This is a genomic window from Streptomyces sp. NPDC003016, from assembly GCF_053591455.1.
On the sequence record NZ_JBSFTV010000029.1, the window covers coordinates 1 to 21,369 of the forward strand.

Consider the following 21,369-nt stretch of genomic DNA (forward strand, 5'->3'; position numbering starts at 1 on the left):
CAGGGGGGACCCTGTGGGAGAGTAGGACACCGCCGAACAATCATTGTGGGAAAGCCCCGCACCATTCATGGTGCGGGGCTTTCCTGCATTCCGGGCCCTGCCGCCCGTCGGCGGAGCTTTTCCTTGTTTGGTGTCTTTACAGGCGGCCTGCTGCCTTCAGCGTGAGGTAGGCATCGGCGAGGGCCGGGGCCAGGTCATCGGGGGAGGCGTCAACGACGGTGACGTTGTGGCGGATGAGCTTTTCTGCTGTGCGGCGGCGTTGCTGCTGAGCCTGTGTGCCGGCGGCAGCTTCGTAGACCGCGTCCGCTGTGCCACGACCGGTTGTCATCTGCTCGATGTGAGGATCTGCCACTGAGGCCACCACAACGGTGTGGCGCTGGGTGAGCTGCGGGAGGACGGGGAGGAGGCCTTCCTCGACCGGTCCTGCGTCCAAGCTGGTGAGCAGCACGATTAGAGAGCGCCGGGGGGCGTTGGCCAGCGCCATTGCGCTGAGGCCCCGGGCGTCGGTTTCCACCAGCGCGGACTCCAGGGGAGCCAGGGCACTGACTAGCGCGGGCAGAACGTCACCTGCGGTACGGCCCTGGACTTGAGCGCGAGTACGGCGGTCGTAGGCCAGCAGGTCCACTCGGTCTCCCGCCCGCGAGGCGAGAGCCGCGAGGAGAAGAGCTGCGTCCATCGAAGCGTCCAGGCGCGGTACGTCGCCGACGCGACCGGCCGACGTGCGGCCGGTGTCGAGGACGAGAAGGATGTGGCGGTCGCGTTCCGGGCGCCACGTGCGCACGGCGACGGTGTTCTGCCGGGCGGTGGCGCGCCAGTCGATGGAGCGGGTGTCGTCACCGGGCACGTAGTCGCGAAGGCTGTCGAATTCGGTTCCTTCTCCGCGTGTCAGGACGCTGGTGCGACCATCGAGTTCGCGCAGACGGGCCAGCTTGGAGGGAAGGTGCTTCCGGCTTGCGAAGGGGGGCAGGGCGCGGACCGTCCAAGGGACTCGATGGGTGCCTTGGCGGGCTGCGAGGCCGAGGGGGCCGAACGAGCGGACGGTGATCCGTTCTGCTTGGCGGTCGCCACGGCGGGTGGGCCGGAGAGTGGTGGTGAGACGACGGCGCTCGCCGGCAGGGACCGCCAGTTCGTGACGTGACGCTGTCTGCTCGGTGCCCGTGGGCCAGCTGCTGGGCGGCCAGGCGTCGCGGAGCTGACCGCGTAGGGGACGGCCCGAGGGGTTGGTGACGGTCAGCTGGATCTGAGCACCGTCACCCAGTCGAACTGACGTATCACCACTTCGGGTGAAACGAAGCTTTCGCACTGGCGCGGCCAGGGCGTAGTCGCACAGAATTGCGAGCGTGAGGGGAGCGTTCACGGCGAGGACCCCGGACCAGTTCGGCGCGAGGACGCCGATGGGGATCGAGCCGAGGGCCGCGAGGAGTGCGGTTCGTCCGGTGAGGGCCACAGTCATCGCCTCAGCGGGGGACGGGGACGTGGGCGAGGATCGCGGTGATGACGGAGTCTGCGGTGACTCCTTCCATCTCGGCCTCGGGCCGGAGCTGAATGCGGTGGCGCAAGGTCGGGAGAGCCAAGGCTTTCACATCATCGGGAATGACATAGTCCCGGCCGGTGAGCCAGGCCCAGGCCCGAGCGGTGGAGAGCAGGGCGGTGGCGCCTCGCGGGGAGACGCCGAGAGTGAGCGAGGGGGATTCACGGGTGGCTCGACAGATATCCACGACATAGCCGGTGATCTCCGTGGAGACGGAGGTCTTGGCCACGGCGGCACGGGCCGCCTCCAGGTCGGCGGGGCCGGCTGCCGGGCGTAGGCCCGCAGCGTGCAGGTCACGGGGGTTGAAGCCCTCTGCGTGGCGGGTCAGGACGCCGATCTCGTCCTCGCGGGACGGGAGCGGAACCGTGAGCTTGAGGAGGAAGCGGTCCAGCTGGGCCTCGGGGAGGGGGTAAGTGCCCTCGTACTCGACGGGGTTCTGGGTCGCGGCTACCAGGAAGGGATCGGGCAGAGGACGGGGTGTGCCGTCGACCGTGACCTGTCGCTCCTCCATCGCCTCCAGGAGAGATGCCTGGGTCTTGGGAGGCGTGCGGTTGATTTCGTCCGCGAGCAGGAGGTTGGTGAAGACAGGGCCGGGCTGGAAGGAGAACTCGGCGGTGCGGGCGTCGTAGACCAGGGAGCCCGTGACGTCGCTGGGCATGAGGTCGGGGGTGAACTGGACGCGTTTCGTGTCCAGTTCGAGGGAGGCCGCGAGCGCGCGGACGAGCAGTGTCTTGGCCACTCCGGGGACTCCTTCGAGCAGGACATGGCCTCGGCAGAGGAGGGCTACGACGAGTCCGGTGACAGCGGGATCCTGGCCGACCACGGCCTTTGCGATCTCGGTGCGCAGGGCTTCGAGCGAGGCTCGGGCGCTGTCCGGGTTCTCTGCGGGCTGGGCGCTCATGAAGCGCGTACCTCTCTTTCGAGGGCGTCGAGTTCGTCTGCCAGGCGGATGAGGCCGGCGTCGTCGGGGGGTGCGGTGCCGAAGAGAAGCGCCGGGAGGTCCCGGCCGGTCGTCGGCAGGTGGGCGGAGACGGCTGGGATCAGGACGTCGGAGGCGTGGGCCCGGGAGAGGGGCACGCCGAGGAGGGGGGCCAGCCGGGTGCGGGTGGCCGAGCGCAGGGCCCAGGCCGCGCGGTCGCGGGCGTTGGCTCTGCGGTAGAGGCGGGCGCGGCCCTCGGCGGTTTCGGAGGCCCGGACGGCTACAGGGAGCTGTTCGGTGACGAGGGGACCGAGTCGACGGGCTCGCCAGACGGCGGTGAGCACGGCGGCGAGGGCGAGTTGGAGTGTTGCCCAGAGCCAGCCCGGAGGGACCAGGTCGTAGAAGCTGCTTCTGCCGCCGTCGGTGGCCGAGGCGTCGCCGAGCGAGGGGAGGTACCAGACGAGGTGAGGCCGGGAACCGAGGAGTTGAAGGGTGAGCGAGGCGTTGCCCTGCTTGTCGAGGCGGTCGTTGTAGAGCATGTCCGGCGCGCCCAGCAGGACGGTGTCGCCGCCTGCTGGGGCAGGGACGCGGAGAACGGTGGGGAGGTCGTCGCTGAGGTAGCAGGCGTCGCTGCCGGGAGCCTCGGCGGTGTAGCGGATTCCGCCGGTGTCGGCGTCGCCGGCGCGGAGCGCGGCGGGCAGCGAGCACTGGGGGGAGCGCGCCGACACGGCGGTGCGGGCCGCGGCGCGTACGCCCGGTGCGAGGGTGGAGACGGAAGGGCTGCCCGGGGTGAGGAGGACGGTGCGGGCGCCGGAGCCCTCTACCGCGGTGCGGAGTTGCCTCTGCTGGTGGGGTGTCAGGAGATCGGGGGTCGTCACCAGGAGAGTGGTGTCGGGTGCTGCCGCGCTCGTGGCTTTGTCGAGGGTGGTGACCACGCGGGTGGTGACACCGCGGGCTGTAAGGAGTTCGGCGACGGCGCGGCTGCCGTTGGGGTCCGCGGAGCGGGGATCGAGACTGCCGTGCTGGTCACCGGAGCGTGCGGCGGCGATGGCGATCCCGGCGACCAGGACGACGACCGCTCCCAGGAGGAGACCGCGGGTGCGCGTCCAGAGCTGGCGGGCGGTGAGGGCGGTCGATGTGGAGAGAGGGGGAGCTCCGGTCATTCGGCAGCTCCCTGGGCCGTGGCGTCGAGCAGCGGCTTCGTGCGCCGGAGGTCGGAGTCGAGTTCACTCAGGCGCTGGTACGCCTGCTCGTCGGCGGTGCGGCCGCCGTATGTGACGTCGTCGAACTCGCGGGCGGCGGCGCGCAGCCGGTCGGCGTGGCCGGGCAGGGAACGTCCGGCTTCCGCCGCGGCCTCGTCCGCGGTACGGCCGGGGCGCGGATCGAGGAGGACCCGCTCCTCCAGGGAGCGCACGACGGCTCGCATGCACTCCTGGACGGCCTGGTTCCAGCGGTGCGCGGCGGCGTGTGTCTCTGCGGCGGCGCGGTGCTCCGCCGCGCTGCGCGGGCCTTCCTCGAACAGCGTGCCTCCGGCCGAAGGTGTGCGCTGCGGGGTGCCGAGGCGCAGCCACAGGACGACGGCGAGGAGCACGACGAGCACGACGACGACCACGAGCCCGACCGCGCCCCCGGGCGTGGCTCCAGAAGCGGCGGTGAACAGGTCGTTGACCCATTCCCAGAAGCGGTCGATGGCGCGTTCGAGGAGATTCGGGTCGTTCTCGTGGTACAGCGGCCTGGACAGTTCACGCTCCGCGGCCTCGCGGGCCGGGACGCGTGGAGTGTCCACCGGTACGTCGTCGCTTGCGCGAGCCCGGAGGCGCGCCGCTGTCCTGCCCCCCGCCGTGGACACCGCATCAGCCCCCGGGTGTGGTGTCGGTGGGCTGCTGGGGGCCGTAGCCGGGGACGCCTGCGGCGCGGGCGAGTTCGAGGTCGAGAGCCTCACGGCGGATGCGCTGGTCCACGTAGAGCAGGACGCTCACGCCGGCGGAGATCGGATAGGTGATCGAGGCGGCGATCACTGCGCCGATGCCGGTGATGATCAGGAAGGGCCAGCCGAACTCGGGCGCCTGCCCGGTGAGCAGTCCGCCCAGGCCGTCGTCCGCGGCGTAGGCGATGAGGCCGAACGGTACGGCGATGATCATCGACACGATGAGGGTCAACAGGCCTGTGAGCAGGAGGATGCCGAAGACGCGCCACCAGGCGCCGCTGATCAGCTTGGCGGATCGCGACAGGGACTTCATGATGCCCTGCCGCTCCAGCATCAGCGCCGGGGAGGCGAGGCTGAAGCGGATCATCAGCCACAGAGTGACGACGAAAGCCGCGAGACCGCCCAGCAGCGACAGCACGATGCCCGCTTCGGACCCCAGCAGGACTCCGGGCACGATGCCGACCGCCATGATGCCGACGGCCATGGCGGTGAGCAGCAGGGTCAGGCCGAGCAGCTGCGGCAGCCGGGGCTTGGCCTCGTGCCAGGCGTCGGAGAGCGTTACGGGGCGGCCGAGTACGGAGCGGCTGACCACCATGGTGAGCAGCGCCGTGGTGAAGAGCGTGGCGATGAGGGTGATCACGAACGAGGGGAACGCGCCGACCAAGGTGGCTTGCATCGCGTCGAGGGACTGGCTCAGAGCCTCGGACGGTGTGGCGTCCGGGTCGACCTGGGCCGGCTCGGGAAGCAGGTAGCGCTGGATCAGGACGTCGCAGACCTGCGTGATCACGGCGACGGTGACCGTGATGCCGAGGACGGTGCGCCAGTGGGCGCGCAGTGTCGACACCGCTCCGTCGAGGATCTCGCCGACCCCGAGCGGGCGCAGTGGGATCACTCCCGGCTTGGCGGCGGGGGGCGGGCCTCCCCAGCCGCCTCCCTGGGGCCTGCCACCCCAGTTCGGCGCGGGTTGCTGCGGAGGGGTCGGAGGCCCCTCGGGGGCACTGGGCGCGGACCACTGGCCGGCCGGCGGCTGCGCCTTGGACCACTTCGACGCGGCGTCGCCCTGGTCGGCCGGCTCGGCGGGCCGGGGAACGCCAGGCTGCTGGTCGTCGGAGGGGGCAGATCCGGGCGAGGCCCAGCCCGGAGAGTCGTTCATTGTCGCTCCTTCACGGTGCCCGTCCGCGGTCGCGGCGGCAGGTCGACAGCCATCGTGTCATGGGGACCGGTCGGCGGGCCGGGCCCCGTATCTCCTTTGCACCTTCAATTGTCGGTGCCTCACCGGCAGACTGGGCAGATGGCTGATCAGGACGCGCAATTCCCAGCGGGCGCCAAGCCGCCCGCGCTCCCTTCGCTGCGCTGGGAGGAGCCGCCCGAGGGGCCCGTGCTGGTGCTGCTCGACCAGACGCGGCTGCCCGCCGAGGAGGTCGAGCTGGTCTGTACGGATGTGCCTGCCCTGGTGCAGGCCATCCAGACGCTCGCTGTCCGCGGGGCGCCACTGCTGGGCCTCGCCGGTGCCTACGGCGTGGCCCTGGCCGCCGCGCGGGGGTACGACGTGGACGAGGCCGTGGCGCTGCTGCAGCGGGCGCGGCCCACCGCGGTGAATCTCGGGTACGGCGTGCGGCTCGCGGCGGAGGCCTACCGGGCGGCCGTCGGGAGGGGGGCGGGCACCGAGGCGGCGGCGGCGTCCGCACTGGCCGCGGCACGGGAACTGCACCGGGCCGACGCCGAGGCCAGCGTGCGGATGGCGGAGCACGGGCTGGCTCTGCTGGACGAGCTGCTGCCAGGAGGCGGGCACCGGATCCTGACCCACTGCAACACCGGGGCGCTGGTCTCGGGCGGTGAGGGCACGGCGTTCGCGGTGGCGCTGGCGGCGCACCGGACGGGCAGGCTGCGGCGGCTGTGGGTCGACGAGACCCGCCCGCTGCTGCAGGGAGCCAGGCTCACGACGTACGAGGCGGCCCGCAACGGGATGGCGTACACGCTGCTCACGGACAACGCGGCGGGTTCGCTGTTCGCAGCGGGTGAGGTGGACGCCGTACTGATCGGGGCGGACCGGATCGCCGCCGACGGTTCGGTGGCGAACAAGGTGGGGAGCTATCCGCTCGCGGTGCTGGCCAAGTACCACCACGTACCGTTCATTGTCGTCGCACCTGTGACGACCGTGGATCTCGGCACCCGGGACGGTGCGTCCATCGAGGTGGAGCAGCGGTCGGGGCAGGAGGTGACAGAGTTCACCGTGCCGCTGATTGCGGTGGCCGGTTCCGATGCCGGTGTGGGGGCCGGGATGCCCGTGGCGCCGTTGGGAACACAGGCGTACAACCCGGCCTTCGACGTAACGCCGCCGGAGCTGGTGACCGCGATCGTCACGGAGCAGGGTGCGATTTCCCCGGTCACAGGGGCCGGTCTGGAGGAGCTGTGTGCCAGGTCACGCCAGGTAACGATTAGCTAATGGGATGATGTCGTTTATGAAGGGACGCGTCCTTGTCGTCGACGACGACACCGCACTGGCCGAGATGCTCGGCATTGTGCTGCGTGGTGAAGGATTTGAACCGTCGTTCGTAGCGGATGGCGACAAGGCACTTGCCGCATTCAGGGAGGCCAAACCCGACCTGGTGCTGCTGGATCTCATGCTGCCCGGACGGGACGGCATCGAAGTCTGCCGGCTGATCCGGGCCGAGTCCGGGGTGCCGATCGTGATGCTCACCGCCAAGAGCGACACCGTAGATGTGGTCGTCGGGCTGGAGTCCGGTGCTGACGACTACATCGTCAAGCCGTTCAAGCCCAAGGAGCTCGTCGCCCGTATCAGGGCGCGACTGAGGAGGTCGGAGGAGCCGGCGCCGGAACAGCTGGCGATCGGGGACCTGGTCATTGACGTGGCCGGTCATTCCGTGAAGCGGGAGGGGCAGTCCATCGCCCTGACCCCGCTCGAGTTCGACCTGCTGGTCGCGCTCGCCCGCAAGCCGTGGCAGGTGTTCACCCGCGAGGTGCTGCTGGAGCAGGTGTGGGGATACCGCCATGCCGCGGACACCCGGCTGGTCAATGTCCATGTTCAGCGGCTGCGCTCGAAGGTCGAGAAGGACCCCGAGCGGCCGGAGATCGTCGTGACCGTCCGCGGGGTCGGCTACAAGGCCGGACCGAGCTGACATGACCCGAGGCAGCGCTGCTCCGATGCCCGGGGAGCCGGGAGTCCGTACGGGGCGGGCTGCCGGTCCTCGGCGAGGGATGCCCATGTCCAGGGGGGGCCGTTTTCTGCAGAGCGGACCCGCGCTGCGGCTCTTCGCGCGCTGGGTGCGCCGGCCGTTGCTGCCCTCCCTGCGGCTGTGGCGGCGGAACATCCAGCTGCGCGTGGTCGTCGGTTCGCTGCTGATGTCGCTCGGTGTGGTGCTGCTGCTCGGTTTCGTCGTGATGTGGCAGGTGCGCAACGGCCTGCTCGACGCGAAGCAGGAGGCCGCCCAGAGCCAGGCGGCCGGTGGATTCGATGTGGCGGAGGAGAAGGCCCGTACCGTCGCGGGAACGGGTGCGGGGGCCGGCGACAGCTCGGAGATCCGGGCCGCCGCCCGCAACTCCACCAACTGGCGGACCGAGCTGGTCGAGCAGCTGGCCAGTGGCGGCCGGCAGGCCTTCCACGTGGTGGCGCTGAGCGCCGACTCGGACGACGAGAGTTCCATCAACCGGGGGCCCCGTGCCTCGGGCGGCGTGAACCAGAGTGCGAGCGTGCCGCAGAAGCTGCGGGACGCGATCGACGAAGGGACCGGCAAGGCGTACAAGGCCTTTGTCCGGATCACGTACACGGACGCGCAGGATCCCGAGCCGGGCCTGGTCATCGGCAAGCAGCTGAACGACAACAGCGGCCAGCCCTACCAGCTCTACTACCTCTTCCCGCTGACGCAGGAGGAGGAGTCGCTGAGCCTGGTGAAGACCACGCTCGCCACCGCGGGAGTGTTCGTCGTCGTCCTGTTCGGCGGCATCGCGTGGCTGGTCGTGCGGCAGGTCGTCACGCCCGTGCGCATGGCCGCGGGGGTCGCCGAGCGGCTGTCCGCCGGCCGGCTCCAGGAGCGTATGAAGGTCACGGGCGAAGACGACATCGCCCGGCTCGGCGAGGCCTTCAACAAGATGGCGCAGAATTTGCAGGTCAAGATCCAGCAGCTGGAGGAGCTGTCCCGGTTGCAGCGGCGCTTCGTCTCGGACGTCTCGCACGAGCTGCGCACGCCGCTGACGACCGTACGGATGGCCGCCGATGTCATTCATGAGGCGCGGGCTGATTTTGATCCGGTGACGGCGCGCTCCGCGGAGCTGCTCGCCGGGCAGCTGGACCGGTTCGAGTCGCTGCTCGCCGACCTGCTGGAGATCAGCCGGTTCGACGCGGGCGCGGCGGCTCTGGAGGCCGAGCCGATAGACCTGCGTGAGGTCGTACGCCGGGTCATCGAGGGCGCCGAGCCGCTGGCCGAGCGCAAGGGCAGCCGGATACGGGTGACCGGTGACGAACAGCCCGTCGTCGCCGAGGCCGATGCCCGGCGGGTGGAGCGCGTACTGCGCAATCTCGTGGTCAACGCCGTCGAGCACGGTGAGGGCCGGGACGTCGTGGTCCGGCTGGGCGCCGCGGGCGGGGCGGTCGCCGTGGCGGTCCGTGACTACGGCGTCGGGCTCAAGCCGGGGGAGGCGACGCGGGTCTTCAACCGGTTCTGGCGGGCCGATCCGGCGCGGGCGCGCACCACCGGCGGGACCGGCCTCGGGCTGTCCATCGCCGTCGAGGACGCGCGGCTGCACGGCGGCTGGCTGCAGGCGTGGGGAGAGCCGGGTGGCGGATCGCAGTTCCGGCTGACCCTGCCGCGTACGGCGGACGAGTCGCTGCGCGGTTCGCCGATTCCGCTGGAGCCCGAGGATTCGCGGCGTGGGCGCGAGCGCGCGGAGGCGGACAGCCGGATCGCGGGGAACGGGCCGGGCAGGCCGGACAGCGGCGCGCACCGGCTCTCGACCGTGCCCGCCCAGCCGGGCGCCGAGCGGTCGCCGCTTCCGGCGGCGTCGCGTGCGGCGCCCACGGCGGACCCGACGGCGCTGCCGGGCAGTGGGGCCCGGGTGGTGGCGCGCCCGGCGGGCGACGGCGACAGTTCATCGCAGGCGGAGCGGAAGGACATCACCCGTGGGCACTGAGCGAGGACGCGGCGGCCGGTGGCGGGTGCCCCGTACGCCGGTGCTGCTGGGGTGCGGCGGGCTGCTGCTGGCCGGCTGTGCGTCCATGCCGGACAGCGGTGACGTGGAGGCTGTGGATGCTTCTCCGCGCGGCGACTCGCAGGTGCGGGTGTACGGGATGGCCCCGAGGGACGGGGCGCAGCCCAACGAGATCGTCGAGGGGTTCCTGGAGGCGATGACGGGCGACGACCCGCAGTTCGCCACGGCCCGCAAGTACCTGACGAAGAAGGCGTCCGAGAAGTGGAACCCGAGCCGGGTCACGGTGCTGGCCGACGGACCGGTGCCCCAGGACCAGCGGGCCAGTGACCGAGAGGGCGGGGTCTACACGTACGCGCTGACCGGCACGGAGATCGCCGAGGTGAACGGGCAGCGCGCGTACCGGCCGGTCAATCGCGAGTACCGGGAAACGATCCATCTCAGCAGGCAGGGCGGCCCGGACGGCCAGGAGTGGCGCATCGACGGCCTGCCGCAGGGCCTGGTGCTCGGTGAGTCGGACTTCGAGCGCATCTACAGCTCTGTCAACAAGTACTACTTCGCCTCGGGTACGTCGTCCGAGCGGACCGGGGCCGCCCACCCGTGGCTGGTCGCGGACCCGGTCTATGTGCGCAAGCGCATGGACCCGCAGACCCAGATGGACCCGGTGACGCAGACGGTCGAGGCGCTGCTGAGCGGCCCGACCAACTGGCTGAAGCCGGTGGTGAACTCCAGTTTTCCCACGGGTACGGCGCTGAAGCTGAAGGAGGGCACCAAGTCGCTGGTGTTCGACGACCGCAACGCTCTCAAGGTGCCGCTCAACACGAAGGCGTCCAACGTCGGCCAGAAGCGGTGCAGGGAGATGGCGGCCCAACTGCTGTTCACCGTGCGGAACCTGACGTCGTACCGGGCCGGTCAGGTGGAGCTGCAGCGGTCGGACGGCTCGACGCTGTGCGTGCTCGGCGGTGACCAGGCGCAGGACTTCGCTCCCGAACGTGCTTCGGGGAGCCCCGACTACCAGTACTTCCTCGACACCAAGCACCGTCTCGTACGGATGGTGGCAAACACCGAGAACGCCGACGCCGACGATGAGGCCGATCCCGTGCCGGGCCCCTTCGGCAACGGCGAGCGGCAGCTCGGCGCGGTCGCGGTGGCGCGCGACGAACGGCGTGCGGCGGGGGTCTCGCAGGACGCGCGTTCGCTGTATGTGGCGTCCGTCGTCTCGGACGGCGAGCCGCGGGAGCCGGTGCTGACCAGCAGTGCCAGGGAGAAGACGGACCGCCTCTCGGCGCCGAGCTGGGACGGCCGGGGCGACCTGTGGGTGGCCGACCGGGACCCCCGCCAGCCGCGGCTGCTGCGGCTGGCGGGCGGCGAGGGCGAGCCGGAGGAGGTCAAGGTCGTCGACGGCCTCGACGGGGCTCGTATCGAAGCTCTGAAGGTGTCGGCGGACGGCGTACGGATCGCGCTGCTGGTCTCGCAGGACGGCCGGACGACCTTGAAGCTCGGCCGGGTCGAGCGGCACGGGCCCGCTGACGAGCCGGAAGTGTCCGTCGCCGACCTGCGGCCCATCGCCCCGCAGATGGAGGAGGTGACGGCCGTGTCCTGGGCCGGCCGCAGCCGTCTGGTGGTGGTCGGCCGCGAGTCCGGCGGGGTGCAGCAACTGCGGTATCTGCAGACGGACGGTTCGACGTCGGACGCCCAGTCGGTGCCGGGTGCGAACCGGGTGACGGCGGTCGCCTCGGCGGACGACGACCGGCTGCCGCTGCTGGCGCACTCGCTGGAGGACGGCATTGTGCGGTTGCCGCCCGGTGCCAACTGGAAGACCGTGGTCAGCAAGGGATCGTCCCCGGTCTACCCGGGTTAGCCGGCGCCGGGCCCGCTTCCGCACCGGGTGCGTGTGCGGGTGCAGACGCGGGTTCCTGGCTGCCGGTCCTTCCGGGTCTTCTGGGCCTTCTGGGGCTTCAGGGTTTTCCACAGGGGTGGCTGGCGCGGGCGCGGACCGGCAGTGTGGGTGTCATGCGCGGGTGGTGGCGGGAGATCTCCGGCCTGGTGCTGCCGGTCGCGTGCGGCGGCTGCGGCAGGCCGCGGACGCTGCTGTGCGCTGAGTGCGGGCAAGCGCTGTACGGCGCGGGTGCGCGCCGGGTGCGCCCGTGTCCCGAGCCGCCGGGACTGCCGGTGGTCCACGCCGCCGCTCCCTACGAGGACGCGGTACGGGCCGTGCTGCTCGGGCACAAGGAGCGGGGCGTGCTGGGGCTGGCCGGGCCGCTGGGCGTCGCACTGGCGGGCGCGGTACGGGGTGCGGCGGCCGGTTCACCGGCCGGGGCGGCGGAGCCGCTGCTGCTCGTACCCGTGCCGTCCGCGCCCGGGGCGGTCAGGGCGCGCGGGCACGATCCGGCACGCCGGATCGCGCTGGCGGCTGCGGGTGAGCTGCGGCGCGCCGGGGTGCCGGCCCGGGTGCTCGCGGTCCTCAGACAGCGGCGTGCGGTGTCCGACCAGGCGGGCCTGAGTGCCCGGGAGCGCGGCGCGAACCTGGCGGGGGCCCTGGAAGTGGCCGCCGGGGGCAACCGGCTGCTGGAGGGCGGCCGGGCCGTACTGGTGGACGATCTCATGACAACGGGAGCTTCGCTCGCGGAGGCGGCCCGTGCACTGAGTGCCACCCAGGAACGGCTGGTTTCCGCATCCGGCCAGCTGAGCGCGGCTGTGGTCGCGGCACCGGCGCTCTCCTTCGGAATGAACCGGAACTGAGGGGGAACTCGGATCGTTGCAGGTGGTGACGGAAGAAAAGCACTTGATCGGAGGTACGCACCGGTAGCGGGTGCCGACATGCGTCCGAGCGAGCTATGTTCGGTTGTGAGGAAAGCAGAGCTTGCGCCTCACTGGTTCATGTGGACGGCTGCGCTTCGGGTTTTCTCTTCAGCCCGAAGTCGATGGGGTGGAGACCTTGTCGACTGGGGAGGAGGAGGTGAAAGTCACCAAGTCCGAGGTTCCGGTGAGCACCGGAACCTGGTGCGAAAGGGAGACGCCCCGCCGCTGAAGCGGGGCTATCCGGGAACGGAGTTCTGCGTGGACATCGTCGTCAAGGGCCGCAAGACCGAGGTGCCCGAGAGGTTCCGCAAGCACGTGGCCGAGAAGCTGAAGCTGGACAAGATCCAGAAGCTCGACGGCAAGGTGATCAGCCTGGACGTCGAGGTGTCCAAGGAGCCCAACCCGCGGCAGGCCGACCGTTCCGACCGGGTGGAGATCACGCTTCACTCGCGTGGTCCGGTGATCCGGGCCGAGGCATCGGCCGCTGACCCGTACGCGGCGCTGGACCTCGCCACGGGGAAGCTGGAGGCACGGCTGCGCAAGCAGCACGACAAGCGTCACACGCGCCGTGGCAACGGCAGGCTGTCGGCCGCCGAGGTCGGTACGGTGGTGCCGGACGCCGCAGCCCTCAACGGCAACGGGACGCTCGTCACCGAGGAGGCGGCGCCCGCCATCCCCACCACCAGGATCGGCCCGCTCGAAGTGCAGGGCGAAGGACCGCTGGTGGTCCGCGAGAAGACCCACGTCGCGGCACCGATGACGCTCGACCAGGCGCTCTACGAGATGGAGCTGGTCGGGCACGACTTCTACCTCTTCGTCGACTCCGAGACGAAGGAGCCCAGTGTCGTCTACCGGCGGCACGCCTACGACTACGGTGTCATCCATCTGACGACGGACGCTTTGGCCGAAGCCGAGGTGGGCGGCGCCGGCGGTGCGCTCGGCGGGTGATCCGCCGGGCACGCTGAACCAGCGCGGGCAGCGTGCCGTACCCCTCTGTGGTGGTGCCCCTGGAACGCCTGTGCGCACCCGGGGGCACCATCGTGCGACCGAAGGACCACCGCTGCGTCGTCCGGGCATGAAATCATGGCGTCGCAAGCCAATCGGTGCTCTGCACACTGTGGTTGGGGCAGCTCATGAATTTCGGGCCACGGCCTTCAGGGGGAGGAACGATGGCGGACAGCTTCGGTCCGGTGCACGGCGGGTCCGGCATGGAGGATGCCGACGGATCCGACGGTCTCGACACGGACGCCGGAGGGTCGCGCAAGGAGCCCATCAGGGTGCTGGTCGTGGACGACCACGCCCTGTTCCGCCGGGGGCTGGAGATCGTCCTGGCGCAGGAGGAGGACATCCAGGTCGTCGGCGAGGCCGGTGACGGGGCGGAGGCCGTGGACAAGGCCGCCGATCTGTTGCCCGACATCGTGCTGATGGACGTACGGATGCCCAAGCGCGGTGGCATCGAGGCCTGTACCTCGATCAAGGAAGTGGCTCCCAGCGCGAAGATCATCATGCTGACGATCAGCGACGAGGAGGCGGACCTCTACGACGCGATCAAGGCGGGTGCGACGGGGTATCTCCTCAAGGAGATCTCCACGGACGAGGTGGCCACCGCGATCCGTGCGGTGGCCGACGGCCAGTCCCAGATCAGCCCGTCGATGGCGTCCAAGCTCCTCACGGAGTTCAAGTCGATGATCCAGCGCACCGACGAGCGACGGCTCGTCCCGGCGCCGCGGCTGACCGACCGGGAGCTCGAGGTCCTCAAGCTGGTCGCGACCGGCATGAACAACCGCGACATCGCCAAGGAGTTGTTCATCTCCGAGAACACCGTGAAGAACCATGTCCGGAACATCCTGGAGAAGCTGCAGCTGCACTCCAGGATGGAGGCGGTTGTCTACGCGATGCGGGAGAAAATCCTCGAGATCAGATGAGGCGGGCCAGTTCGGCGGTCAGCGCGGCGCGCAGGTCCGGTGTACCGACGCGCTCCAGCCGTACGTCCGTGCAGCCGACCCACTCCGCCGCCTCGACCAGGGCCCGGGCCATCGGCGCCGCCGCCTTCCGGCTCTCCAGGGAGACCTGGCGCGCCACCAGGGTCCTGCCCTCGCGCGCCGGGTCGACCCGGCCCAGCAGCCGGCCGCCCGCGAGCAGGGGCATCGCGAAGTACCCGTGAATTCGTTTCGGTTTGGGGACGTACGCCTCCAGGCGGTGCGTGAAGCCGAAGATGCGTTCGGTGCGAGGACGGTCCCAGACGAGCGAGTCGAAGGGCGACAGCAGCGTCGTGCGGTGGCGGCCGAGCGGGGTGCTCGCCAGGGCCTCGGGGTCCGCCCAGGCGGGCTTGGTCCAGCCCTCGACCTCGACCGGAACCAGCCCCGACTCGGCGATCACGGCCTCGACCTGCTCGCCCTTGAGGCGGTGGTAGTCCGCGATGTCGGCGCGCGTACCGACGCCGAGCGACTGCCCGGCCAGCCGCACGAGACGGCGAAGGCACTCGGTGTCATCGAGGTCGTCGTGGCGGACGGCGTCCGGGACGGCGCGCTCGGCGAGGTCGTAGACCCGCTTCCAGCCGCGCCGCTCGGTGCACACCACCTCGCCGTACATCAGCGCACGCTCGACGGCCACCTTCGACGCCGACCAGTCCCACCACTCCCCGCCGTTCTTCGCGCCGCCCAACTCGGTCGCGGTGAGCGGGCCTTCGGCGCGCAGCTGCTTGATCACCGCGTCGTACGCGCCGTCCGGCAGGTCGTGGTGCCACTGCGGGCGGTCGCGGTAGGCGCGGCGGCGGAAGGCGAAGTGCGGCCATTCCTCGATGGGCAGGATGCAGGCGGCGTGCGACCAGTACTCGAAGGCATGACCGCCGGTCCAGTAGGCGTCCTCCACGGCCGCCCGGCCCACGGCGCCGAGGCGGGCGTACGCGATCAGTTCGTGGGAGCGGGCCAGCACGGAGATCGTGTCGAGCTGCACCGCACCCAGGTGCCGCAGCACGCCGCGGACCCCGCCCCGCCGGTCCGGCGCGCCCAGGAACCCCTGGGCGCGCAGAGCGATCCTGCGGGCTTCGTCGGCGGACAGGGAGGCTGTGGGCGGCAGCAGACTGGTCATGGCCGCACCCTAAGGGCCGTCACTGACAACAGGGCCCGGACCGTGGGGAAATCAGGTCCTGGCGGGCAGGTACGGGCGGCCCGTGGGCAGTCCGATGTCGGAGGGGAGCAGCGCGCCGATCCAGCCGTCGCGGCGTACGCCCTTGTTCGCGATGCCGGAGCGCTGGATGCCCTCGATGACGAAACCGGCCTTCTCGGCCACCGCGCGCGACGCGTCGTTGCCGACCTCGGCGCGCCACTCCAGGCGTTCCACGTCGGCCGTGGTGAAGGCCCAGTGGGCGAGGGCCCGCACCGCCTCCGTGGCGTAGCCGCGGCCGCGGTGCGGCTCCGCCACCCAGTACCCGACTTCCGCGGTGCCCTCACCCCGCGTGATCGACGACAGCGCCGCCACCAGTTCCCCGCCGTCCTGGGTGAGCGCCGCGAAGGTGTACGCCGTGCCGTAGCGCCAGCCGTCGGGCACGATCCGGCCGGTGAAGCCCTCCGCGTGCTCCCGTTCGTACGGTGAGGGAATCGACGTCCAGCGCTGGATGCCGGGATCCTGGCAGGCCCGGAAGACGGCCTCGGTGTCGGCGGGCTCGAAAGGGCGCAGCAGCAGACGCTCGGTAGTGACAGTGGTGGGCTCCATCGGCCGATTCTCGGCGCGGCGGGCGGGGCGCGCCAGACCTTTTCGGGACGGCCCGGCACCTTCCGGGCCCCCTGTCCGTTCTCTTTGCGGGTGACAGTGGGCCTTCCTGCGAGCGGACCTCCCGGCGTGGCGGGGTCCTCGCTTACGATGGCCGTTGCGGTGGGGACCACCTGCCGTGCCCGCGCCAGAGTCCACATACGACCCAGTGCACAGGCCCGACCGGCAAGGAGACCAGCCTCAGTGTCCGTCTTCAACAAGCTCATGCGTGCAGGCGAAGGCAAGATCCTGCGCAAACTGCACCGCATCGCGGACCAGGTCAACTCCATCGAAGAGGACTTCGTCCACCTCTCCGACGCCGAGTTGCGGGCGCTCACCGATGAGTACAAGCAGCGGTACGCCGACGGCGAGAGCCTGGACGACCTGCTCCCCGAGGCGTTCGCGACCGTTCGCGAGGCGGCGAAGCGCGTTCTCGGCCAGCGCCATTACGACGTCCAGATGATGGGTGGCGCCGCCCTGCATCTCGGTTATGTCGCCGAGATGAAGACCGGTGAGGGCAAGACCCTCGTCGGTACGCTCCCCGCGTATCTGAACGCGCTGTCCGGCAAGGGCGTCCACCTGATCACGGTGAACGACTACCTGGCCGAGCGCGACTCCGAGATGATGGGCCGGGTGCACAAATTCCTCGGCCTCGAGGTGGGCTGCATTCTTGCCAATATGTCGCCCGCGCAGCGCCGTGAGATGTACGCCTGCGACGTCACGTACGGCACGAACAACGAATTCGGCTTCGATTACCTGCGCGACAACATGGCGTGGTCGAAGGACGAGCTCGTCCAGCGCGGTCACAATTTCGCGATCGTCGACGAGGTCGACTCGATCCTGGTCGACGAGGCCCGTACGCCGCTGATCATCTCGGGCCCGGCCGACCAGGCCACCAAGTGGTACGGCGACTTCGCCAAGCTCGTCGTCCGCCTGAAGAAGGGCGAGCCGGGCAACCCGCTCAAGGGCATCGAGGAGACCGGCGACTACGAGGTCGACGAGAAGAAGCGCACGGTCGCCATCCACGAGTCCGGCGTCGCCAAGGTCGAGGACTGGCTGGGCATCGACAACCTGTACGAGTCGGTCAACACGCCGCTCGTCGGGTATCTGAACAACGCCATCAAGGCCAAGGAACTGTTCAAGAAGGACAAGGACTACGTCGTCATCGACGGCGAAGTCATGATCGTCGACGAGCACACCGGCCGTATCCTCGCCGGCCGCCGCTACAACGAGGGCATGCACCAGGCGATCGAGGCGAAGGAAGGGGTGGACATCAAGGACGAGAACCAGACCCTCGCCACGATCACCCTGCAGAACTTCTTCCGCCTCTACGACAAGCTCTCCGGCATGACCGGTACGGCCATGACCGAGGCCGCCGAGTTCCACCAGATCTACAAGCTGGGCGTCGTGCCGATCCCGACGAACCGGCCGATGGTCCGTGCCGACCAGTCCGACCTGATCTACCGCACCGAGGTCGCGAAGTTCGCCGCGGTCGTCGACGACATCGTGGAGAAGCACGAGAAGGGGCAGCCGATCCTGGTCGGCACCACTTCCGTGGAGAAGTCGGAGTACCTCTCGCAGCAGCTCTCCAAGCGCGGTGTCCAGCACGAGGTCCTCAACGCCAAGCAGCACGACCGTGAGGCGTCGATCGTCGCCCAGGCCGGCCGCAAGGGCGCCGTCACCGTCGCCACGAACATGGCGGGACGCGGTACGGACATCAAGCTCGGCGGAAATCCGGACGACCTCGCCGAGGCGGAGCTGCGCCAGCGCGGCCTCGACCCGGAGGAGCACATCGAGGAGTGGGCCGCGGCCCTGCCCGCCGCGCTGGAGAACGCCGAGCTGGCCGTCAAGGCCGAGTTCGAAGAGGTCAAGGCGCTCGGCGGTCTCTACGTGCTGGGCACCGAGCGGCACGAGTCACGCCGTATCGACAACCAGCTGCGCGGCCGCTCCGGCCGTCAGGGCGACCCGGGCGAGTCGCGGTTCTACCTGTCGCTGGGTGACGACCTGATGCGCCTGTTCAAGGCCGCGATGGTCGAGCGCGTGATGGCGATGGCCAACGTGCCGGACGACGTGCCGATCGAGAACAAGATGGTGACGCGGGCCATCGCGTCCGCCCAGTCGCAGGTCGAGCAGCAGAACTTCGAGGCCCGCAAGAACGTCCTGAAGTACGACGAGGTGCTCAACCGGCAGCGCGAGGTCATCTACGGCGAGCGGCGCCGGGTGCTCGAGGGTGAGGATCTGCAGGACCAGATCCGTCACTTCATGGACGACACCATCGACGCGTACATCCAGGCGGAGACCGTCGAGGGCTTCGCCGAGGAGTGGGACCTCGACCGGCTGTGGGGCGCGTTCAAGCAGCTCTACCCGGTGAAGGTCACCGTCGAGGAGCTGGAGGACGCGGCGGGCGACCGGGCGGGCATCACCGCCGAGTTCATCGCCGAGTCCATCAAGGACGACATCTACGAGCAGTACGCCGAGCGTGAGGCGCAGCTCGGCTCCGAGGTCATGCGGGAGCTGGAGCGGCGCGTGGTGCTGTCCGTCCTGGACCGCAAGTGGCGCGAGCACCTCTACGAGATGGACTATCTCCAGGAGGGCATCGGCCTGCGCGCGATGGCCCAGAAGGACCCGCTGGTCGAGTACCAGCGCGAGGGCTTCGACATGTTCAACGCGATGATGGACGGCATCAAGGAGGAGTCCGTCGGCTACCTGTTCAACCTGGAGGTCCAGGTCGAGCAGCAGGTCGAGGAGGTTCCGGTGCAGGCCGTGCCCGACCAGGCGGGGGCCCGGAAGCCGTCGCTCGGCAAGGAGGACGCGGTGCCCGCCGGCGCCGGCCGTCCGGAGATCCGGGCGAAGGGGCTCGACGCCCCGCAGCGGCCCGACCGGCTGCACTTCTCCGCGCCCACGGTGGACGGCGAGGGCGGTGTCGTCGAGGGCGACTTCGACAACGAGGACGAGCCCGCCCGGTCCGCGTCGGACGGCATGACGCGTGCCGAGCGGCGCAAGGCGCAGAAGGGCGGCGGGCGCCGCCGCAAGAAGTAGGCGCGGGCAGGCGGACGGGCGTACAGCCCGTACGGCCTTGCGCGGCATGACGGCCGGGGCCGGACATCGATGCGGTGTCCGGCCCCGGCCGCGTCTGGGCTGTGCCGCGGACCCGGCCGTGTCTGCGCCGCGTTCACGTGGGGGTGCAGGCGGCGGTCGCCGCCGGTGTGCCGCCCAGTTCGACGGCGGCGCACCGCCAGCGCAGGTCGCGGCCCTGTTCCAGGCGGAACGCCATCGCCCGTACCTGCTCGCCGGCCGCGATGCTCGCGAAGGCCTCGACGACGCCGGGACGCGGATGGAAGCCGCCGCAGGTGCGTACGACGGGAAGCGTGCCGCGCGTGCGCAGCGGGGTGGTGGGCGCGAGCCGGACGAGCTGCTCGTACGCCTCGCCGATGGTGTGCCCAAGCATCCAATGGACGGGGCGCCGGCCGCTGAGCACCGCCAGCAGGCGCTCGGCGAACTGTTCGTGCGGGGTGGGGCGGCGGTGGCGGTGCCGGAGTGCCTGGGCCGCGGGTGTGGCGGGTGTGGCGGGCCTGGTGGACGTGACGGGCGTGGTGGTGGACGGGGTGTGGGGGGTGCCGGCTGCGGGGCTGCCGGCCGCTGTCCTGGGGGCCCTCGCCCTGAGGGCGGGAGCGCCGGGTCCGCGCTGGTCGTGGCGTCCGTGCGGCCGGGTCCTGTCCTTGCTCATCTGTGTGCCCCCGTTCTGCCGGCCCGGCTTCGATACCGGGCGGTAACTTCTGTTGGTGTTCTTCTACGGGGACGGGCGGGCGGCGGCAAGAAGCGCTGGGCGCAAGGACGCCGGCCGGACGAATCACCTATCAGGGTGACGGGAAGCAGTGCCGGGGCGGTGACCGCTCCGCACACGCCTCACGGGGTGGACGTCGCGGGAGCCGGGGACCACCACCCCGAAGGGGGACTCCGTACGTATCCTTGAGTCCGTCCCCGACTACGAAAGCGGCCTGCCGATGCGCGTCTACGTCCCCCTGACCCTTTCCGGTCTCGCTGAGGCGCACAAGGCCGGCGAGCTGGGGCCCGGCCCGCTGGCCGCCTACGCCGTGACCCCCGGGCTGCGCGAGTGGTACGTCTCGGACGACATCGAGGAGCTCGAGTACGCCGCGCTCAACCGGGCCGCTGCCGCGTCGCTGCGGCTGGTGGCGGGGGACCCGGGCGCCGCGCGGCGCCGGGTCGTCGTGGCCGTCGACGTACCGGACGGGGACGCGGTCGCCGACCCGGACCGGGGACTGGACGCCGCGGCGATCGGCGAGGTGCGGATCGCCGCCGCGGTGTCGCTGAAGAAGGCCGCGGCGGTGCACGTCGACGCCGACGACGCGGAGGCGGACGTGACGGCGGCGGCCGCGGCGCTGGGAGCGGCGGACCACGGGGACGACGACGCGCAGTTCACGGTGGACGGGGCGGAGGACCACGAACTGCTGTGGTACGGGGTGCAGGAGATCCCCCATCTGATCGGTTGAGCCCCGCCGATCCCGGCCGGGATGTCTGCGTTGTCGTACCCCGTGGGTACCTTCTCGGAATGGGGAAGCACACGACGAAGCACCTCGTCTGGGACTGGAACGGCACGCTGCTCGACGACATCAGTGCGGTCATCGGCGCGACGAACGCGGCGTTCGCGGAGATCGGGATCGAACCGATCACGCTGGAGCGGTACCGCGAGCTGTACTGCGTGCCCATCCCCCGCTTCTACGAGCGGCTGATGGGGCGGCTGCCGACGGACGCGGAGTGGCTGGCCATGGACGAGGCCTTCCACCGGCATTACACCGAGCTGCGCGTGGTGTGCGCGCTCACGCACGGCGTCGAGGAACTGCTGGTGGAGTGGCAGTCGACAGGCCGCAGCCAGTCACTGCTGAGCATGTACGGACATGAGCAGCTGCTCCCGGTGGTGCGGGGGTACGGCATCGAGCGGCACTTCGTGCGGGTCGACGGGCGGACCGGGCCTTCGGGCGGCAGCAAGGCCGCGCACATGGCCCGCCATGTCGCGGCGCTGGGCGGCGTCACGCCGCAGCAGGTGGTCGTGATCGGCGACGCGGTCGACGACGCGGTGGCGGCGGCGCACGTGGGGGCGCGGGCGGTGCTCTATACGGGGGGCTCGCACAGCAGGGCCAGTCTGGAGCCGGCCGGCGTGCCGGTGGTGGACAGCCTGGGGGAGGCGGTGGCGCTGGCGGAGCGGTGGATGGAGTGAGGGGCGCGCCCCCTGCTCGGCCCTGCCCCGCACCGCCACCG

The 21,369-nt window shown here is 70.7% G+C and carries 18 protein-coding genes; 10 read left to right on the plus strand and 8 right to left on the minus strand.

What is annotated here, in order from left to right:
* Nucleotides 1-136 precede the first annotated feature (136 nt).
* Genes ACWDZ4_RS23815 through ACWDZ4_RS23835 form a run of 5 tightly spaced genes read right to left on the minus strand, consistent with a single transcriptional unit; the run spans nucleotide 137 to nucleotide 5,530 of the window.
* A complete protein-coding gene (locus ACWDZ4_RS23815) occupies nucleotides 137-1,447 on the minus strand; it encodes a DUF58 domain-containing protein (RefSeq protein ID WP_451510496.1) in 1,311 nt (436 codons plus the stop codon).
* Nucleotides 1,448-1,457: 10 nt separating this feature from the next.
* On the minus strand, nucleotides 1,458-2,432 hold the full coding sequence (locus ACWDZ4_RS23820; protein ID WP_451510416.1) for an AAA family ATPase: 975 nt from the start codon (nucleotides 2,430-2,432) through the stop codon (nucleotides 1,458-1,460).
* On the minus strand, nucleotides 2,429-3,613 hold the full coding sequence (locus tag ACWDZ4_RS23825; protein ID WP_451510417.1) for a DUF4350 domain-containing protein: 1,185 nt from the start codon (nucleotides 3,611-3,613) through the stop codon (nucleotides 2,429-2,431). Before ACWDZ4_RS23825 ends, ACWDZ4_RS23820 begins: the two co-directional genes overlap by 4 nt.
* Nucleotides 3,610-4,299, minus strand: a complete 690-nt coding sequence (locus ACWDZ4_RS23830) for a DUF4129 domain-containing protein (protein ID WP_451510418.1) — start codon at nucleotides 4,297-4,299, stop codon at nucleotides 3,610-3,612. Before ACWDZ4_RS23830 ends, ACWDZ4_RS23825 begins: the two co-directional genes overlap by 4 nt.
* A 4-nt stretch (nucleotides 4,300-4,303) precedes the next feature.
* Nucleotides 4,304-5,530: a DUF7544 domain-containing protein gene (locus ACWDZ4_RS23835; RefSeq protein WP_451510419.1), complete on the minus strand. Its 1,227-nt coding sequence runs from the start codon at nucleotides 5,528-5,530 to the stop codon at nucleotides 4,304-4,306.
* A 138-nt stretch (nucleotides 5,531-5,668) separates the two neighbouring features.
* On the opposite strand from ACWDZ4_RS23835, the gene mtnA reads away from it, so the two are divergent.
* The 7 genes from mtnA to ACWDZ4_RS23870 all read left to right on the plus strand — a co-directional run bounded on the left by mtnA (nucleotide 5,669) and on the right by ACWDZ4_RS23870 (nucleotide 14,267).
* Nucleotides 5,669-6,823: an S-methyl-5-thioribose-1-phosphate isomerase gene (mtnA, locus tag ACWDZ4_RS23840; RefSeq protein ID WP_451510420.1), complete on the plus strand. Its 1,155-nt coding sequence runs from the start codon at nucleotides 5,669-5,671 to the stop codon at nucleotides 6,821-6,823.
* A 4-nt stretch (nucleotides 6,824-6,827) separates the two neighbouring features.
* On the plus strand, nucleotides 6,828-7,517 hold the full coding sequence (gene mtrA / locus ACWDZ4_RS23845) for a two-component system response regulator MtrA (RefSeq protein WP_187281934.1): 690 nt from the start codon (nucleotides 6,828-6,830) through the stop codon (nucleotides 7,515-7,517).
* Between the two features lies 1 nt (nucleotide 7,518).
* Entirely contained in the window at nucleotides 7,519-9,525 is a 2,007-nt protein-coding gene (gene mtrB, locus ACWDZ4_RS23850; RefSeq protein ID WP_451510421.1) for an MtrAB system histidine kinase MtrB, read from the plus strand.
* Nucleotides 9,515-11,401 carry an LpqB family beta-propeller domain-containing protein gene (locus tag ACWDZ4_RS23855; RefSeq protein ID WP_451510422.1) on the plus strand — a complete coding sequence of 629 codons (1,887 nt, stop codon included), beginning with the start codon at nucleotides 9,515-9,517 and terminating at the stop codon, nucleotides 11,399-11,401. The genes mtrB and ACWDZ4_RS23855 overlap by 11 nt, the downstream gene beginning before the upstream one ends.
* Before the next feature lie 152 nt (nucleotides 11,402-11,553).
* Nucleotides 11,554-12,282 carry a ComF family protein gene (locus ACWDZ4_RS23860; protein ID WP_451510423.1) on the plus strand — a complete coding sequence of 243 codons (729 nt, stop codon included), beginning with the start codon at nucleotides 11,554-11,556 and terminating at the stop codon, nucleotides 12,280-12,282.
* Nucleotides 12,283-12,600: 318 nt separating this feature from the next.
* On the plus strand, nucleotides 12,601-13,290 hold the full coding sequence (gene hpf, locus ACWDZ4_RS23865) for a ribosome hibernation-promoting factor, HPF/YfiA family (RefSeq protein ID WP_451510497.1): 690 nt from the start codon (nucleotides 12,601-12,603) through the stop codon (nucleotides 13,288-13,290).
* A 221-nt stretch (nucleotides 13,291-13,511) separates the two neighbouring features.
* On the plus strand, nucleotides 13,512-14,267 hold the full coding sequence (locus tag ACWDZ4_RS23870; RefSeq protein ID WP_344498970.1) for a response regulator transcription factor: 756 nt from the start codon (nucleotides 13,512-13,514) through the stop codon (nucleotides 14,265-14,267).
* Here ACWDZ4_RS23870 and ACWDZ4_RS23875 read toward each other — a convergent pair.
* Nucleotides 14,260-15,432, minus strand: coding sequence for a winged helix-turn-helix domain-containing protein (locus tag ACWDZ4_RS23875; protein WP_451510424.1), 1,173 nt, complete (start codon nucleotides 15,430-15,432; stop codon nucleotides 14,260-14,262). The two genes, ACWDZ4_RS23870 and ACWDZ4_RS23875, sit on opposite strands and share 8 nt — an antisense overlap.
* Before the next feature lie 51 nt (nucleotides 15,433-15,483).
* Nucleotides 15,484-16,056, minus strand: a complete 573-nt coding sequence (locus tag ACWDZ4_RS23880) for a GNAT family N-acetyltransferase (protein WP_451510425.1) — start codon at nucleotides 16,054-16,056, stop codon at nucleotides 15,484-15,486.
* Between the two features lie 240 nt (nucleotides 16,057-16,296).
* On the opposite strand from ACWDZ4_RS23880, the gene secA reads away from it, so the two are divergent.
* Nucleotides 16,297-19,131, plus strand: coding sequence for a preprotein translocase subunit SecA (secA, locus tag ACWDZ4_RS23885; RefSeq protein ID WP_451510426.1), 2,835 nt, complete (start codon nucleotides 16,297-16,299; stop codon nucleotides 19,129-19,131).
* Between the two features lie 133 nt (nucleotides 19,132-19,264).
* Here secA and ACWDZ4_RS23890 read toward each other — a convergent pair whose 3' ends face one another.
* Complete coding sequence (locus ACWDZ4_RS23890; protein WP_451510427.1) at nucleotides 19,265-19,819, minus strand: Rv3235 family protein; 555 nt, start codon at nucleotides 19,817-19,819, stop codon at nucleotides 19,265-19,267.
* A 277-nt stretch (nucleotides 19,820-20,096) separates the two neighbouring features.
* On the opposite strand from ACWDZ4_RS23890, the gene ACWDZ4_RS23895 reads away from it, so the two are divergent.
* Together ACWDZ4_RS23895 and ACWDZ4_RS23900 are read left to right on the plus strand one after the other, a co-directional pair.
* Nucleotides 20,097-20,603, plus strand: a complete 507-nt coding sequence (locus ACWDZ4_RS23895) for a DUF6912 family protein (protein ID WP_451510428.1) — start codon at nucleotides 20,097-20,099, stop codon at nucleotides 20,601-20,603.
* A 59-nt stretch (nucleotides 20,604-20,662) separates the two neighbouring features.
* On the plus strand, nucleotides 20,663-21,328 hold the full coding sequence (locus ACWDZ4_RS23900; protein ID WP_451510429.1) for an HAD family hydrolase: 666 nt from the start codon (nucleotides 20,663-20,665) through the stop codon (nucleotides 21,326-21,328).
* Nucleotides 21,329-21,369: the final 41 nt, after the last annotated feature.

Excerpts from the sequence above, each read along its gene's own strand:
- ACWDZ4_RS23895 (WP_451510428.1), top strand. The coding sequence starts at position 20,097 with ATGCGCGTCTACGTCCCCCTGACCCTTTCCGGTCTCGCTGAGGCGCAC.
- ACWDZ4_RS23880 (WP_451510425.1), bottom strand. The coding sequence starts at position 16,056 with ATGGAGCCCACCACTGTCACTACCGAGCGTCTGCTGCTGCGCCCTTTC.
- ACWDZ4_RS23890 (WP_451510427.1), bottom strand. The coding sequence starts at position 19,819 with ATGAGCAAGGACAGGACCCGGCCGCACGGACGCCACGACCAGCGCGGA.
- ACWDZ4_RS23900 (WP_451510429.1), top strand. The coding sequence starts at position 20,663 with ATGGGGAAGCACACGACGAAGCACCTCGTCTGGGACTGGAACGGCACG.
- ACWDZ4_RS23820 (WP_451510416.1), bottom strand. The coding sequence starts at position 2,432 with ATGAGCGCCCAGCCCGCAGAGAACCCGGACAGCGCCCGAGCCTCGCTC.
- ACWDZ4_RS23875 (WP_451510424.1), bottom strand. The coding sequence starts at position 15,432 with ATGACCAGTCTGCTGCCGCCCACAGCCTCCCTGTCCGCCGACGAAGCC.
- mtrB (WP_451510421.1), top strand. The coding sequence starts at position 7,519 with ATGACCCGAGGCAGCGCTGCTCCGATGCCCGGGGAGCCGGGAGTCCGT.
- mtrA (WP_187281934.1), top strand. The coding sequence starts at position 6,828 with ATGATGTCGTTTATGAAGGGACGCGTCCTTGTCGTCGACGACGACACC.
- ACWDZ4_RS23870 (WP_344498970.1), top strand. The coding sequence starts at position 13,512 with ATGGCGGACAGCTTCGGTCCGGTGCACGGCGGGTCCGGCATGGAGGAT.
- mtnA (WP_451510420.1), top strand. The coding sequence starts at position 5,669 with ATGGCTGATCAGGACGCGCAATTCCCAGCGGGCGCCAAGCCGCCCGCG.
- ACWDZ4_RS23835 (WP_451510419.1), bottom strand. The coding sequence starts at position 5,530 with ATGAACGACTCTCCGGGCTGGGCCTCGCCCGGATCTGCCCCCTCCGAC.
- ACWDZ4_RS23860 (WP_451510423.1), top strand. The coding sequence starts at position 11,554 with ATGCGCGGGTGGTGGCGGGAGATCTCCGGCCTGGTGCTGCCGGTCGCG.
- ACWDZ4_RS23825 (WP_451510417.1), bottom strand. The coding sequence starts at position 3,613 with ATGACCGGAGCTCCCCCTCTCTCCACATCGACCGCCCTCACCGCCCGC.